Below are 15,457 nucleotides of genomic sequence, written 5' to 3' on the forward strand. Positions count from 1 at the left end.
TAGCTGGGGAAGGCTCGCGTGGACTCTGCCCCGGCTCCACCCCCACAACTTCATTGAGACATCTCCACGAACGATCACCAGCCAGCACGACCCATCAGACGACTGGCACCACACCACCCCCCGAGTGGATCACGAGAGGCAGACCATGACCGAAACAACCCGTCAGGCGAACGGGCGCTCAGATCAGAAGAAGACCGCCCGCGGCAAGTCCGCCGGTCTCACGATCGAGCGCGTCTTCACCACTGAGGGGGCGCACCCCTACGACCAGGTGACCTGGGAGCGTCGCGACGTCGTCCAGACGAACTGGAAGACAGGCGAGGCGGTCTTCGAGCAGAAGAACGTCGAGTTCCCGGACTTCTGGAGCGTGAACGCCTCCACCATCGTCACGACCAAGTACTTCCGGGGGGCGCTGGGCACTCCGGCGCGGGAGCAGGGTCTGCGTCAGCTGATCGACCGGGTGGTGAAGACGTACGCCAAGGCGGGCGAGGACTTCGGGTACTTCGCCACCGAGAAGGATGCCGAGGTCTTCGAGCACGAGCTGACCTGGATGCTGCTGCACCAGTACTTCAGCTTCAACTCTCCGGTCTGGTTCAACGTCGGCACCCAGTCGCCTCAGCAGGTCAGCGCCTGCTTCATCCTCTCGGTCGACGACTCGATGGACTCGATCCTGAACTGGTACAAGGAGGAAGGCTTCATCTTCAAGGGCGGCTCGGGGGCCGGCTTGAACCTGTCGCGCATCCGCTCCTCCAAGGAGCTGCTGAGCTCGGGCGGAACTGCCTCCGGCCCGGTCTCGTTCATGCGCGGTGCCGATGCCAGTGCGGGCACGATCAAGTCCGGCGGTGCCACCCGGCGTGCGGCCAAGATGGTCGTGCTCGATGTGGACCACCCCGACATCGAGGAGTTCATCGAGACCAAGGCGCGCGAGGAGGACAAGATTCGCGCGCTCCGCGATGCCGGCTTCGACATGGACCTGGGCGGCCGCGACATCACCTCGGTGCAGTACCAGAACGCCAACAACTCCGTCCGGGTGACCGACGAGTTCATGCGGGCGGTCGAGAACGGCACCGAGTTCGGGCTGCGGGCCCGCACCGACAACTCGGTGATCGAGACCGTCGACGCTCGGACCCTTTTCCAGAAGATGGCCAAGGCCGCCTGGGAGTGTGCCGACCCGGGCATCCAGTACGACGACACGATCAACGACTGGCACACCAACCCCGAGACCGGCCGGATCACCGCGTCCAACCCGTGCTCGGAGTACATGAGCCTGGACAACTCGTCCTGCAACCTGGCCAGCCTCAACCTGCTCAAGTTCCTCCGAGACGACGACACCTTCGACGCCGAGCTGTTCGCCAAGGCCGTCGAGTTGATCATCACGGCGATGGACATCTCGATCTGCTTCGCCGACTTCCCGACCGAGTCGATCGGCCAGACCACCCGCGACTACCGCCAGCTGGGCATCGGGTACGCCAACCTGGGTGCGCTGCTGATGGCGACCGGGCATGGCTACGACTCCGACGGGGGCCGCGCCCTGGCGGCCGCCATCACCTCGCTGATGACCGGCACGTCCTACCGGCGCTCCGCCGAGCTGGCCGCCGTGGTCGGTCCGTACGAGGGCTACGCCCGCAACGCTGATGCGCACAAGCGGGTCATGCGCAAGCACCAGGCGGCCAACGACTCGCTGCGGACCGTCGGGTCGCTGGATGCGACGGTGCACAAGCTGGCCACCCAGGCCTGGGACCAGGTCGTCAAGCTGGGGGAGACCAACGGCTACCGCAACGCCCAGGCGTCGGTGCTGGCCCCGACCGGGACCATCGGCTTCATGATGGACTGCGACACCACCGGCATCGAGCCGGACTTCTCGCTGGTGAAGTTCAAGAAGCTGGTTGGTGGCGGCTCGATGCAGATCGTCAACCAGACCATCCCGCGGGCGCTGCGCAAGCTCGGCTATGCGAACGAGACCGCCGAGGCGATCATCGAGTACATCGCCGAGAAGGGCCACGTCATCGACGCGCCCGGTCTGAAGCCGGAGCACTACGAGGTGTTCGACACCGCGATGGGGCAGCGGGCGATCAAGCCGATGGGCCACGTGCGGATGATGGCAGCGGCCCAGCCGTTCCTGTCGGGTGCGATCTCGAAGACGGTCAACCTGCCCGAGACGGCTACGGTGGAGGAGATCGCCGACGTCTATCTGCAGGGGTGGAAGCTGGGCCTGAAGGCGCTGGCGGTCTACCGGGACAACTGCAAGGTCGGTCAACCGCTCAGCGACGGCAAGGCCGGCGACGGGAAGGGGGGCAAGGTGGTCGAGGAGACGCCGAAGCAGATCGAGTACCGCCCCATCCGCAAGCGGCTGCCGAAGACTCGGCCGAGCCGGACCACCTCGTTCTCAGTGGGTGGGGCAGAGGGATACATGACCTCCGGCTCCTATCCTGACGACGGTCTGGGCGAGGTCTTCCTCAAGCTCGGCAAGCAGGGCTCGACCCTGGCCGGTGTGATGGATGCGTTCTCGATCGCCGTGTCGATCGGCCTGCAGTACGGCGTGCCGCTGGAGACCTTCGTGCAGAAGTTCACCAACCTGAAGTTCGAGCCGGCCGGTCTCACCGACGACCCGGACGTGCGGATGGCGCAGTCGATCATGGACTACATCTTCCGTCGGCTGGCGTTGGACTACCTGTCCTTCGATGAGCGCTCCGAACTGGGCATCTACACCGCCACCGAGCGGGCCCGCCAGGTCGAGACCGGGTCGTATCTGCCGGATGACAGTGACGACGAGGTGAGCGAGGCCCAGGCGCTCCGCTCCGATGCCGGTGACACGGTCGACACCGACTCCGAGCTGCGGCCCGAGAAGAGTGCGGCGGTGCGCGCGGCCCCGATCACGGCGCACACCACAGCCGAGCTGATGGAGGCCATCTCCGGCACCAGCGTCGACGCCCCGCTGTGCTTCATCTGCGGGACCAAGATGCGCCCGAGCGGTAGCTGCTACGTGTGCGAGGGCTGCGGCTCGACCAGCGGCTGCAGCTGATGACAGGTGCAACTTCGTAGCGACAGTTTCGCCACCATAGTGAGACTGATTGCCATGAAGACGCGACGCTCTGCCGGCTGATTGCCACGTCGGCCGGGCGGTGACGGCAGAGCAAGAGGGGCTGGAACTCTGGTTCCGGCCCCTCTTTGCACGCGTGCGGCGGACGGGCGCGTCATCTGGTCGCCGCCGGTCTCCTGACCCCGCTCCTCTCCGCGACGACCGATCACCACGTGTGTGCGCCCGGACCGCGGCCTGTGCGTGCGTTCGCTCGTGAGAACGTTGTTGCCATGGCAGGTGGAGCGGCTCGGGGCCGGGAGGTCGTGCTTGAAACGGATCGCCTGCTGCTCAGGCCATGGCGGGTAGGCGAGGCCGCCATCCAGCGTGAGATGTGGAGCGAACGAGATCCACGGGTGCCGCCGCACCGCCGCATCGACGCGGACGGACACCCCACGGTCGCGGATTTCGAGGAGGCGATCCGCGCCAACAAGCCATCGTCAGTCGGGTTGCTGGCGGTCGAGCGGAAGGCCGGTGGCGACGCCATCGGCTATTGCGGCCTGGTCGACGGTCGACATGGCGAGCAAGAACCGGAACTGGCGTTCGAGTTCCTCCGTCGGTTCTGGGGACAGGGATACGCGACCGAGGCATCGTGGGCTGTGCTGGACTGGGCGAGATCGTCCGGCTACAAGCGGCTGTGGGCCTCCGTCTGGGACTGGAACACCGCTTCTCGCCGGGTGCTGGCGAAGGTCGGATTCACCGAGACGGACCGTGAGGAAGCCATCTACGGCAACAACCTGGTCACTACCGTACGGCTCTGACCCACCAACGTGGTCACTGCCGTACGGCTCTGACCCGCTACCGGGCGTGCACGCCAGGTGGCGCCCCACCCGCACTGCAGGCGTGCAAGCACTCACCGGGCTGGACCAGTGGATCTCCTGGCGTGCCACAAACCCGCATTGCGCCACTGCTCTGCGCGGTGAGCATATGCGCCGCAGCATTCTCAGTATCTGTCGGGCCGTGCTCTCCGAAGGACCCGCCGGCAGGGTCCTCCTGCCAACGCACATCCGACTCGCGACTGCCAAGACCGACCTCGACCACCAGATCGCGCCCGGACTCCCCAACGCTCACGTCTACGAAATACAGGTCGAAGAGGTGGGCGGCCAAGGTCGTCTAGCTCGCTGACAGTGGCGCCGGGCAGGCAAGCACGAGGATGCTCTGGACAAGGCTGGAGTCGAACTCGACCGCATCTTCTGACTCCCGAGCGGCGGCGCCAACCGAGGGCGTGATCGACCGCGATCAGTACATCGAGATCGTGAACGGGATGCCCCCAAGCGGAGTCACGGTCGCCTTCGTGCCGACAGCCGATAGCCGGTTCGAGAGGGCTGCTACTGTTCCGCCTCGTGATGGAGTTCTCTGCGCTCGAGGCGGTCCACCTTCCCGAAGACGTGGCACGCGCCGTGTCTGTCGCGACCAGTGCGGGCGACGTCGAGGTCAGGGCGGCGGACGGAGTAGTCGAGCTCCTGGTCACCCCGGCGACGAACGGAGTCGTCGTGCGGATGGAGCTGGTCCTCGACCGTGCGGTCGGCTACTGGCACGCCGGTCAGGGCGCGTCGCGCACGTTAGCGGCCGACTGGTCGGGGAAGGCGACGACCAGCCTGGTGAACGATGTGCCGGCGGGCTGCCTCTACGACGCTGCGGGCAGGGCGCTGCTCGGCTGGGCGGCGGACGAGCTGGTGGCTGAGGTCGATGTCGCCTACGGCGTCTCGGAGGAGCGGAAGAACTTTGCTCTCGAGGTCACCACCCGCGACGATCGGCCGCTACGGCTGTTGCTGACCTCGGCGGGATCCCTCACCGAAACGCTGCGGCGCCTCGCCGCCTGGATGGAATCGGTGCGTCCGGTCGCGGCACTGCCGTCACCGGCCACCGCCAAGGAGCCGGTCTACTCCACCTGGTACACCTTCACCCAGGACATCAACGCCGACCTGGTCGAAGCCGAGGCGACGCTGGCAGCGCAGCTCGGCTACGGGTCTGTCTTCATCGACGACGGCTGGCAGCTGGAGGCACACGGCCGTGGGTACGCGGGCTGCGGCGACTGGCTGCCCGACCCGGCCAAGTTCGCCGACTTCGCCGGCCACGTTGAACGGCTGCACGAGCTCGGGCTCAAGGTGGTCGTCTGGATCGCCCCGGTCCTGCTGGGCGAGCGGAGTACGGCCTTCGCCGCCTGGTCCCGGTTCGCACCGAGCGCTGACTTCGCCTCCCGCTGCCGGGTGCTCGACCCCCGATTCCCGGAGGTGCGGGAGCATCTCGCCTCGACCTGCCTGCGGCTGGTCGAGGACTACGGCATCGATGGTCTCAAGATCGACTTTCTCGAGCAGGCGATGGTCTATCAGGGCCAGCCGGCCGAGGGCGACATGCAGGATGTCGGGGTGGCGATGCAGACCATGCTCGGCCAGATCCGCGATCGCCTCGCCCAAGCCGGCCATGCCGAGACCATGATCGAGTTCCGGCAGCCCTACGTGAGCCCCGCGATTGCCTCGTACGGCAACATCCTGCGCGCCGGCGACTGCCCGGCTGACGCCGTGGTGAACCGCCGCTCCACGCTGGATGCGCGACTGCTCGCGACCGGTCAGGTCATCCACGCCGATCCCATGATGTGGAGTCCAGCCGGTGGACCGGCTGCAGTGGCCCAGCAGCTGTACGGCGGGTGGTTCGCCGTTCCACAGATCTCGATGAGGCTCGAGCACCTCTCCACCGACCAGTCGACCGCCTTGGCCGCCGGGCTGGCACTCTGGCGACGGCTGCGACCGGTACTGCTGGAGGGGACGCTGTCGGTGGAGGCAGCGGAGCTGGGGTACCCGCTGGTGCGCAGCAGCCTGGGCGACCAGCACGTGGTCGGCGTCTACGCCCATCTGGTGGTGGATCTGACGCCGCTCGGAACTGGCCAGGTGACGGTGATCAACGCCACTCCGGCCGACCGGCTGGTGCTCCGGATCGGTGCGGCCGGTGCTCGAGTGGCCTCGACCGTCGATGTGCTCGGTGACCACAACGATCTTGATCGTGATCTTGCCCCCGGCGTCGTTGATCTTGAGGTGCCACCCTTCGGTGCGGTGGAGATCACCCTGCACTGAGTGAAGGCTCTGAGCATGTCGAAGAGCTGTTGATGCGCTCTGAGCTTGTCGAGGAGCTTCCTGGGGTTGCTTCGGCGCCCTTCGACAGGCTCAGGGCACGTACACGGCTAGGCGCTCTGAGCCTGTCGAAGAGCTTCCTGGGGTTGCGTTGGCGCGCCCTTCGACAGGCTCAGGGCACGTGGACAGGCTCAGGGCACGTGGACAGGCTCAGGGCACGTGGGCAGGCTCAGGGCGCGTGGACAGGCTCAGGGCGCGTCGTGTCGGGCGCTTTCGAGCAGGATCCGCTGTTCGGCAGCGGCGATGCTGGCCCGGGCGGCTGGGACTGCGTCGGAGTTGACCGAGATCGAGGTGATCCCGAGCCGGACGAGATGCTCGGCGAACTCCGGCCGGTTCGAGGGCGCCTGCCCGCACAGCGACGAGGTGATGCCACCTCGCCGGGCGGCGGTGATGATCCGGCTGATCGCGTCCAGCACAGCCTCGTCGGCCTCGTCGAAGAGCTCCGAGCAGACCTCGGAGTCGCGGTCGACTCCGAGCATCAGCTGGGTCAGATCGTTGCTGCCGATCGACACACCGTCCACTCCGAGGGTGATGTACTGCGGCAACCAGTACATCACCGAGGGGACCTCGGCCATCACCCAGCGATGCAGCCCGCGCTGATGGCCCAGCGGGCTGGCATCGATGGCCTCGAGACAGGCCTCGAGCTCCCATCGGGTACGGACGAACGGGATCATCAGATGCAGGTTGGGGGACTCCTCTCGTACCCGGGCGAGCGTCTCCAGCTCGGCGGCGAACAGCTCCGGCTCGTGGATGTAGCGGAAGCAGCCGCGGTAGCCGATCATCGGGTTCGCCTCAACCGGCTCGTGCTCGGCACCCCCGGTCAGGTTGCGGAACTCGTTGGTGCGGAAGTCGGTCGCCCGGTAGACCACCGGTCGGGGCGCGAAGGCCCTGGTCACGGTCAGCAACGCCTGCTGCATCGTCGTCACGAACGCCTCCCGGCCGCCGGCTGCCAGCAGATGGTTCGGGTGCTCCCCGTGGAGCGCCTCGGTGATCATGAACTCAGCCCGCAGCAGCCCGACGCCGTCGACGGGCATCGCAGCCACCCGTTCGGCCGTCTCCGGCATGGCGAGGTTGACGTACAGCCGGGTGCCCAGCTGTGCGGTCTGCACCGTGGTCGACGATGCCGGCTCGCTGACCGAGACCTCGTGGTGGATTGCAGGGGTTCCGGCCAGCACCCGGCCGGAGGTGCCGTCGACCGTCACCTGCTGACCGAGGTGCAGTCTCTTGGTCGCGTCCCGGGCGCCGACGACGCACGGCACGCCGAGCTCTCGGGCGACGATCGCCGCATGACAGGTCATGCCACCACCGTCGGTGACCAGCGCAGCTGCGCGGCGGATCGCCGGCACCCAGTCTGGGTTGGTCATCGGCGCGACCAGGATCTCGCCCTCCAACAGCTGCGCACCCTCTGTCGGCGACAGCAGCACCCGGACCGAGCCTGAACCGGTCCCGGGTGAGGCCGCCAAACCCTGCACCAGCACCGGCGCCCCCGACGCGTCGGCGCGGCGGGACAAGGTTGTAATGGGACGTGACTGCACCAGCCACGTCTTCCCGTCGGCGACCGCCCACTCGAGGTCCTGCGGCGACCCGTAGTACTCCTCGGTGCGCAGGGCCAGCCGGGCGAGCTCGATCGCCTGGTCGTCGGTCAGCACTCGACGGTCGGCGTCGACGTCGTCGAGATCCACCCGCAGGTCCCTGCCGTCGGGTCCTCGGATGATCTTGTGCGTCTGGTGTCCCACTCGCAGCTGGATCAGACGGGGGCCCTTCTTCGCCAGGACGTAGGTGTCCGGTTCCACCGCGCCGCTGACCACCACCTCGCCCAGGCCGATGGCAGCCTCCAGCACCAGATGACCGGTGTCGCCGGTGGTGGGATCCGCGGTGAACGCCACTCCCGAGCAATCGGAGTTCACCATCTGCTGCACCACGACAGCCATCGCCGGTTCCTCGTCCATCCCGCTGCTGGCGCGGTAGGCGATGACGCGGGGGCTAAACAGCGAGACCCAGCAGCTCAGCACCGAGTCCACGAGGGCCTGCTCGCCGGTGATGTTGGTGTAGGTCGCATTCATGCCGGCAAACGAGGTGTCCGCCGCATCCTCCGACGTGGCCGACGACCGTACGGCCACGGTCACCTGGTCGCCGAGCTCCAGATAGGCACTGACCAGCTCCTCCCGGACCAGCGCGTCAATCCCCGCTTGGCGGACGAGCGCTTGCATCGACGCACACACCTCGCCCAGGCGGGCCGTGTCGCCGGCGTCGCGCAGTGCGTCGCGGAGCAGTTGCTTCAGCTGGTCGCGTGCGCCCGCGGCGTCCATCGACTCCAGGTAGGCCCCGGCGGTCAGCACAAACCCTGGTGGTACCGGCAGGCCGGCACGGGTCAGCTCACCCAGGTTGGCGCCCTTGCCGCCGGCGACGCCTACCTCGCTCCTGCTCAGGCTGCTGAAGTCACGGACGAACCTGGTCGTCGCTGTGATGGTCACTGTGGTCTCCGAGCGCGTGCGCCCGCAACGATTCTCATGTCGAGCTCCCTTCACCTGTCCTCACCCTGCCCACAGCCGCTCGGGCGACGTCAGAGGAGTTGTCCCCGCTGACGAGGGACCAAGGTCCCCTTCCGTTCTCGCTGCTCAACCGGGTGTCAGTGCCTCCGGTTAGGGTCACTGAGTGACTCGGAAGAGGCCGTCCGGAAGGGAGCCACTCAGATGAAACAGACGCTGCATCGTTACCTTCGCCGCGAACGCGCCTCGCTGCTGGCGAAGCTCGACGGGTTGGGCGAACGGGAGGTGCGCTGGCCCATGACGCCGACCGGCACCAACCTGCTCGGACTGGTGAAGCACACGGCAAGCGTCGAGCTCGGCTATTTCGGGGAGGTCTTCGGTCGGCCATCCAGCCATCGCCTGCCGTGGTTCGATGAAGGCGCGGAGGTCAACGCGGATATGTGGGCCACGGCGGACGAGAGTCGTGCCGAGATCGTCGAGCTGCACCACATCGCGGCGGTGCACGCCGATGCCACCATCGAGGCTCTGGACCTTGACGCGCGTGGGCTCGTGCCCTGGTGGGCGGGGGAGCGGCAGCACGTGACGCTGCATCAGATTCTGGTCCACATGTGCGTCGAGACGGCCCGGCACGCGGGTCACGCCGACATCATCCGTGAGCTGCTGGACGGTGCGGCCGGGAACAACGACGGCAGCCTTCCCGACCAGACGGCCGACGAGTGGGCAACGTATCGTCGACGGCTGGAGACGGCGGCCGAGGAAGCCCAGCAGAATTCCCGGACAGAAGTGCCTAAGGTCCCTGGCGTACGGGACCACTGACCGTTGTGCAGTTGAGTACACCACGGCGACGATCGATGAGAGGCACTCGCGGACGCCACGCCACCGAGACGTTGCGCCACGGTTCGCTACAGGACAGGACAGTGGGGTCAGACATGATCACGGAGGAATCCAGACTCGGCACACTCCAGCAGGCCATCGAGCTTGCCGGTCGTGCACCCTCCCTCCACAACAGCCAGCCGTGGCTGTTTCGGCTCGGGCCGAGGCAGGTGGAGTTGTACGCCGACCACAGGCGGTGGCTGCCGTCGACCGACACCGACCAGCGCGATCTCCTGTTGAGCTGCGGCGCTGCGCTGCACCATCTGCGGATCGCCCTTGCGGTTGCCGGGGTACACACCACCGTGCACCGGCTGCCGGACCCCAACGATCCCAAGCATCTGGCCACAGTCGAGCTGGACACCAGCACCGCGTTGGACGCCCAACGGGAGCTGGCTACAGCCATCCCCGACCGGCGCAGTGACCGTCGGCCCTTCAGCCACTGGCCGATTCCGGAGGCGTTCCAGCGCCAGCTGACCGAGCGGGCCTCCGAGCAGGGCGGGCTGTTGCGCGTGATCACCGACGCCTGGGCGAGGGGAGTACTAGTGGCAGCGATCCACCAGGCGGCGACAGCCCAGGACCAGGTGCCTGGGTACCGCTCCGAACTGGAGAGCTGGACCGGTCGCGAAGGGGACGACGGGATTCCGCGGGCCAACCTGCTCCGGACCATGCCAGCTCCGGTGGAGTCGTCGCGGGCGTTCGGCGTGGGGGACATCGAGACGACGATCGAGGAGCGCCCGGAGGACGCCACGCTGATGGTGCTGGGCAGCACCTCGGACGATCCGCTGTCCCAGCTGCGCGCAGGCGAGGCGATGAGCGCCGTGCTGCTCCAGGCCACCCAGCTCGGCCTGGCCGGCTGCCCGCTCAGCCAGCCGCTGGAGATCGGCGCCACCCGCAAGATCCTGCAGGACCAGGTCCTCGGTGGCACCTTGTCGCCCGAGATCGTGTTCCGGTTCGGCTGGGCGCCGGCCGGCGAACCGCTGCCGCCCACGCCGCGGCGCCCCGTCTCCGACATCATCGAGCTGCTGCCCAGTTGACCGTTCGGCCCCTTCGACGAGCTCAGGCGAGTGGGTCCTTCGACAGGCTCAGGACGCGTTCAGGGGGCGTGGGGTCCTTCGACAGGCTCAGGACGCGTTCACGCCGCGTGGGTCCTTCGACTGGCTCCGGACACGTTCAGGGGGCGTGGGTCCTTCGACTGGCTCAGGTCACGTCGATCAGGCGACGTGGTGGGGGCGCTCGAGTGAGGGTGGCATCGTCATCGGCGGCGGCAGGATCAGGAAGGGACGGTAGGCGGCCGCCCGATTCAGGATGGCTGCCATCTGCGCATCGGCGTTCTTGGGTGCCCGCCCTTGCATCACCCGGTGGTGCAGAAACGCCATCTCGGTGAGGGTCTGCTGGTAGTCGCGCAACAGCCGGGATGCCTGCCGCCCACCGCGGGCTGCGGCGTACTTCCGTGCTGCCGCCCGCTGAGGCAGCAGCGCGACCCAGGCGACCTCACCCGGGTGCACCCAGCCCCGCCGGGCGCAGTCGGTCAACGCCGTCCGCAGCACCTGGCCCTCGCGCCGGCGGACCCAGGCGCCGATCGTCAGCAGGGCGACCAGAGCCGGCAGGATGGCCACCAGGTAGGCGGTCACAAACCCACGGAACCCGCCGAAGGTGGCGCTACCGTTCCAGGTGGCGTGCAACAGCACGGCACCGACGTAACCGAGGATGGGCGCCACCACCCGGAGCACGCGGGAGCGGGTGCCGATCGCGATGCCGAGGCCGATGCCGAACACAGCCGCATACAAGGAGTGTCCGAACGCGCCGGCGACGCCGCGGACGATGAACAGGGCGGTCGTGGCGCCGATGCCGCCCTCGGACAGGCTGTTGAGGTAGTAGAGCGCATCCTCGGTGAAGGTGAAACCGACCCCGACCAGGCCGCCGTAGACGATTCCGTCGAGCACGCCGTGCAGCTGGTCCCGACGCATCACCATGACCACGATCAGGAACACGCCCTTGCCGAACTCCTCCGTCACCGGTGCCCAGAAGACGCTGTTGAGCGTGTCATTGCCCCCGGTCAAGGCAGAGGCAGCGAGACTGAGGCCCAGCCCGATGCCCACGGCCGCCACCGCCCCCCAGGCGATCGCCGCCATCAGATACCGCACGGGCTCGGGCTGGTAGCGGTCCAACCACAGGCAGAGCAGGATCAGCAGCGGCAGCGGCACAGCAGCCAGCAGATAGGCGATCGCCGCCGCGATCGGGCCACCGGACCAGACGATCAACGTGGCCACAGCCAAGGCGCCCAGGCCGAGCACGACGGTGCTTATGAAGAACAGCGCCGAGTGTCGCTGCCGCGGGCGGGGAATCGCGGTTGGCTGCGGGATCACCGGCGGGGCGGTCATGCTGCCAGCCTAGGGGCCGCCACCCGTTCCGAGCCCACTATGCGGGCCGGCGTTCGCGCCGGGGACCAGCCGTGAAAACCTATTCCCGCAGCCCCAAGACCAGGGTCAGGCCGACCGGGTTGAGCCGGGACAGACGAAGCCGACAGAGGCGAAAAGAGCGGAGCCGATCGTGGATGGAGTCCTGACGGGCTTCGTCACCATCGGCTCGATCATTGTGGTCGGCATGCTGCTGGCCCACCTGAAGATCCTCGACACCAACAGCCAACTGGTGCTCTCCCGGCTCGCCTTCTTCGTGGCCAGCCCGGCGCTGATGATCACGGTGCTGAGCCGGACCGACGTCTCGGCCATCTTCTCGGCCAACCTGGTCGCCTCCATCGGCAGTGTCGTCGTGGCCGCGGGTCTCTACATCCTCGTCGCTCGGCTCGTGTTCAAGCGCAACGCCCCCGACACCGTCATCGGGACGTTCTCCTCGGCGTACGTCAACGCCGGCAACCTGGGGCTGCCGATCGCCGGGTACGTGCTGGGTGACGCCTCACTGATCGCGCCGATGCTGCTGACCCAGCTGATCCTGCTTCAGCCGCTCGGCCTCACCGTGCTGGACATCACCATCGCCCGCGAACATCAGTCCTGGGCCCGGATCCTCAGCAGACCGCTGAGAAACCCGCTCATGCTGGGATCGGTGCTCGGCCTGCTGCTGTCGATCTTCCACGTTCAGCTGCCGCCCGCCGTGCACGACCCGCTCGCGCTGGTCGGCGGGATGGCGATCCCGGCGATGCTGATCGCCTACGGGATCTCGCTCCGCCTCGGCCCGCGGCCCGGCCGCGGTGAGCCGAAGATCCAGGTCGGCTACATCGTCCTCCTCAAGCTGGTGATCCAGCCGTTGGCCGCATTCCTGCTTGCCAGGTACGCGCTGGGGCTGGACCCGGCCGGCGTCCTGGCCGTCACCGTGATCGCCGCGCTGCCGACAGCCCAGAACGTGTTCGTACACGCCAACCGCTACCAGACGGGCATCATCCTGGCCCGCGACGCCGTCTTCGTCTCGACGATCCTGTCTGTCCCGGTGTTGGTCGTCATTGCAGCGTTGCTGGCCTGACGCTCCGGAGCGATCCCAGCGGAGGTCACACCTCAGCCGCCCCCTCGGAGCAGACGTCCAGGAGAAGTCTGCAGAGACGTTCAGCTGGTCGGGTCCGGCGCCTCCGTCGGCGCGAGGTAGGCCGCCTCGCCGATCTCAGAGACTCCGGTGAGGTAGCCACGGACGGAACTGAGCAGTGGCTGATCACCGTCGAGCTCGACCCGGAGGAACTGGGTCTCCAGCGGGGCGAAGACGTGCAGCCTGCGGTGTCCGATGGTCATTCCCGAGCACAGGGTGGTCCGGTCGGTCAACACCCGATGGCCACTCACCCGCTGGCCGCCGGAGTGGTCCTCCGCGAGCTCGAGATGGTCCAGCCTGACCGGTCTGCCGAAGTCGACCAGCCAGGCATCGCCGTCCGGCGTGACGGTGGCCTCCATCGGGTCGGAGAAGCGTCGGTCCAGCTCAGCCCGCCACTCGTGCAGCCGCGCCACGTCCTCGTTGGGGATCAGGCCGCGGTTGTCCGGGGGAGCATTGAGCAGCAGGTTGGCGCCCATCCCGACCGAGTGGTAGTAGATCGACAGCAGGTGGTCCAGCTCCTTGGGCTCGTCGTGCTCGGCCCAGAACCAACCGCGTCGCAGTGATACGTCACACTCGGGCGGCAGGTAGAGGGCGGTATCCAGGCTCACGGTCTCGACGGTGTACTGGCTGAAGTCCGTCCGGTCGACCACGTAGCGGACCGGGTCAGCCGCGAGTCCATCCTCGTTGCCCACCCAGCGGATCGTGGGCCGACCCATGTTGAACACCATTGCCTGTGGTTGCAGCTCGTCGATGAGCGCCGAGATCGCCGACCAGTCGTACTCGCGGCCCTGGGACCCGGCGCCGTCGAACCACAGCTCGACGAGTGGTCCGTAGTTGCTGCAGAGCTCGCGCAGCTGGGCCAGATAGAACCGGTCGTACGCCTCGGCGTCCGGGTAGCACTCCGCGTTGCGGTCCCAGGGCGACAGGTAGAGGCCCAGCGGGAGCTGCTCGGCGGCACAGGCCTCGGCGACCTCGCGCACGACGTCGCCTTGGCCGTCTCGCCAGGGCGACGAGGCGACCGAGTAGTCGGTGGTGGCGGTCGGCCACAGGCAGAAGCCGTCGTGATGCTTGGCCGTCAGGATGAAATAGCGCGCTCCCGCCTCGCGTGCGGTGCGTACCCACTGCCGGGCGTCCAGCTCCACTGGGTCGAACGATGATGCGGGCAGGGTGCCGTCGCTCCACTCCAGGCCATGGAAGGTGTTGAGGCCGAAGTGGCAGAAGAAGCCGAGCTCGAGCTGTTGCCAGGCCAGCTGGCCGGCGGACGGGGCGATCAAGGTCACGGCATCCGACCCTAGCGGACCACCTGGTGCCGGCCACGAAGACGGCCGTATCCGCAACGGGTGGGGACTACAGTCAGGGGCATGGCGACGTTCCCCGATCCTCACGGCCTCGACGGCCTGCCGGATCGGGTGAGCGTCTACGAGGTCGGCGCCCGCGATGGGCTGCAGGCGGAGAGTGCCGTCGTCGCCACCGCGACCAAGATCGAGTTCATCCAGCGGTTGGAGCGCGCCGGGCTGCGGGCCATCGAGGCGACCAGCTTCGTCTCACCTAGCTGGGTGCCCCAGCTGGCAGACGCGGCGGACGTGCTCACAGGCCTGGAGCGACACCCGGGCGTCCGCTATCCGGTGCTCGTCCCCAACCTGCGCGGGCTGGAGCGAGCCGTCGCCGCCGGCGCCGAGGAGATCGCAGTGTTTGTCAGCGCTACCGAGGCGTTCGCCAGGGCCAACCTGGCCAGCACCCTCGACGAGGCGGTACGGACGGCTGCCGGGGTCGTGCAGCAGGCCGGGGCTGCCGGCCTCGGTGTCCGGGGCTATGTCTCGATGTGCTTCGGTGACCCCTGGGAGGGCCGGGTGGACGCTGCGGTGCCGGCCGGCGTGGCCGCCCGGCTGGTCGAGCTGGGCTGTCGGACCGTCAGTCTCGGAGACACGATCGGGGTCGCCACCCCGGGACACGTCCACGCGGTTCTCCACGCGGTGCGTGACCAGGGCGTTGGGCTGGACCGGGTGGCCCTGCACTTCCATGACACCTACGGTCAGGCGCTGGCCAACGTTCTCGCCGGGCTGCAGGCAGGGGTGACCGAGTTCGACTCCTCTGCCGGTGGTCTGGGCGGCTGCCCGTACGCCAAGTCGGCGACCGGCAACCTGGCCACCGAGGATCTGGTCTGGATGCTGCACGGGTTGGGGATCGCCACCGGCGTCGACCTGGACCTCCTACTGCGGACCAGCGTCTGGATGGCCGACCAGCTCGGACGACCGGCGCCCTCGCGGGTGGTGGCCGCACTGGGGCGCCCGCAGGGCCTCTGAAGGCCCTCCGTCCGGTCCCTGCCGGTGCGCTAGGTTCGTCGGAGGACCAGTTCGTCGGAC

General features: G+C 68.0%; 10 protein-coding genes. 7 read left to right on the plus strand and 3 right to left on the minus strand.

Annotated features, from left to right (window positions below; translation table 11 throughout):
* The first annotated feature begins 145 nt into the window (after nucleotides 1-145).
* The 3 genes from JOE57_RS17760 to JOE57_RS17770 all read left to right on the plus strand — a co-directional run bounded on the left by JOE57_RS17760 (nucleotide 146) and on the right by JOE57_RS17770 (nucleotide 6,144).
* The gene (locus tag JOE57_RS17760) at nucleotides 146-3,019 is read left to right on the plus strand and encodes a vitamin B12-dependent ribonucleotide reductase (RefSeq protein ID WP_204919972.1); all 2,874 of its coding nucleotides are present in this window, start codon (nucleotides 146-148) and stop codon (nucleotides 3,017-3,019) included.
* A 287-nt stretch (nucleotides 3,020-3,306) separates the two neighbouring features.
* Complete coding sequence (locus JOE57_RS17765; RefSeq protein ID WP_204919973.1) at nucleotides 3,307-3,834, plus strand: GNAT family N-acetyltransferase; 528 nt, start codon at nucleotides 3,307-3,309, stop codon at nucleotides 3,832-3,834.
* Nucleotides 3,835-4,419: 585 nt separating this feature from the next.
* Complete coding sequence (locus JOE57_RS17770) at nucleotides 4,420-6,144, plus strand: alpha-galactosidase (RefSeq protein WP_239580161.1); 1,725 nt, start codon at nucleotides 4,420-4,422, stop codon at nucleotides 6,142-6,144.
* 245 nt (nucleotides 6,145-6,389) lie between these two features.
* Here the strand turns inward: JOE57_RS17770 and ppsA are convergent, their stop codons facing one another.
* The gene (gene ppsA / locus JOE57_RS17775; protein WP_204919975.1) at nucleotides 6,390-8,675 is read right to left on the minus strand and encodes a phosphoenolpyruvate synthase; all 2,286 of its coding nucleotides are present in this window, start codon (nucleotides 8,673-8,675) and stop codon (nucleotides 6,390-6,392) included.
* Between the two features lie 219 nt (nucleotides 8,676-8,894).
* On the opposite strand from ppsA, the gene JOE57_RS17780 reads away from it, so the two are divergent.
* Nucleotides 8,895-9,506 (plus strand): DinB family protein, encoded by a 612-nt coding sequence (locus tag JOE57_RS17780; RefSeq protein ID WP_204919976.1) that lies wholly within the window; start codon nucleotides 8,895-8,897, stop codon nucleotides 9,504-9,506.
* Nucleotides 9,507-9,619: 113 nt separating this feature from the next.
* On the plus strand, nucleotides 9,620-10,597 hold the full coding sequence (locus JOE57_RS17785) for an Acg family FMN-binding oxidoreductase (protein WP_204919977.1): 978 nt from the start codon (nucleotides 9,620-9,622) through the stop codon (nucleotides 10,595-10,597).
* 177 nt (nucleotides 10,598-10,774) lie between these two features.
* Here the strand turns inward: JOE57_RS17785 and JOE57_RS17790 are convergent, their stop codons facing one another.
* Nucleotides 10,775-11,944 carry a PrsW family intramembrane metalloprotease gene (locus tag JOE57_RS17790; protein ID WP_204919978.1) on the minus strand — a complete coding sequence of 390 codons (1,170 nt, stop codon included), beginning with the start codon at nucleotides 11,942-11,944 and terminating at the stop codon, nucleotides 10,775-10,777.
* 169 nt (nucleotides 11,945-12,113) lie between these two features.
* On the opposite strand from JOE57_RS17790, the gene JOE57_RS17795 reads away from it, so the two are divergent.
* The gene (locus JOE57_RS17795; protein WP_204919979.1) at nucleotides 12,114-13,037 is read left to right on the plus strand and encodes an AEC family transporter; all 924 of its coding nucleotides are present in this window, start codon (nucleotides 12,114-12,116) and stop codon (nucleotides 13,035-13,037) included.
* 80 nt (nucleotides 13,038-13,117) lie between these two features.
* Here JOE57_RS17795 and JOE57_RS17800 read toward each other — a convergent pair whose 3' ends face one another.
* Nucleotides 13,118-14,374 (minus strand): alpha-L-fucosidase, encoded by a 1,257-nt coding sequence (locus JOE57_RS17800; protein ID WP_204919980.1) that lies wholly within the window; start codon nucleotides 14,372-14,374, stop codon nucleotides 13,118-13,120.
* An 81-nt stretch (nucleotides 14,375-14,455) separates the two neighbouring features.
* Here JOE57_RS17800 and JOE57_RS17805 point away from each other — a divergent pair, with 81 nt between their 5' ends.
* The gene (locus JOE57_RS17805) at nucleotides 14,456-15,397 is read left to right on the plus strand and encodes a hydroxymethylglutaryl-CoA lyase (RefSeq protein ID WP_204919981.1); all 942 of its coding nucleotides are present in this window, start codon (nucleotides 14,456-14,458) and stop codon (nucleotides 15,395-15,397) included.
* Nucleotides 15,398-15,457: the final 60 nt, after the last annotated feature.

The sequence above is a fragment of the Microlunatus panaciterrae genome (assembly GCF_016907535.1).
Lineage (GTDB): Bacteria > Actinomycetota > Actinomycetes > Propionibacteriales > Propionibacteriaceae > Microlunatus > Microlunatus panaciterrae.

What these genes read in the sequence shown, in the direction of transcription:
- JOE57_RS17760 (WP_204919972.1), top strand. Translation starts at nt 146, where the DNA reads ATGACCGAAACAACCCGTCAGGCGAACGGGCGCTCAGATCAGAAGAAG.
- JOE57_RS17765 (WP_204919973.1), top strand. Translation starts at nt 3,307, where the DNA reads ATGGCAGGTGGAGCGGCTCGGGGCCGGGAGGTCGTGCTTGAAACGGAT.
- JOE57_RS17770 (WP_239580161.1), top strand. Translation starts at nt 4,420, where the DNA reads ATGGAGTTCTCTGCGCTCGAGGCGGTCCACCTTCCCGAAGACGTGGCA.
- JOE57_RS17780 (WP_204919976.1), top strand. Translation starts at nt 8,895, where the DNA reads ATGAAACAGACGCTGCATCGTTACCTTCGCCGCGAACGCGCCTCGCTG.
- JOE57_RS17785 (WP_204919977.1), top strand. Translation starts at nt 9,620, where the DNA reads ATGATCACGGAGGAATCCAGACTCGGCACACTCCAGCAGGCCATCGAG.
- JOE57_RS17790 (WP_204919978.1), bottom strand. Translation starts at nt 11,944, where the DNA reads ATGACCGCCCCGCCGGTGATCCCGCAGCCAACCGCGATTCCCCGCCCG.
- JOE57_RS17805 (WP_204919981.1), top strand. Translation starts at nt 14,456, where the DNA reads ATGGCGACGTTCCCCGATCCTCACGGCCTCGACGGCCTGCCGGATCGG.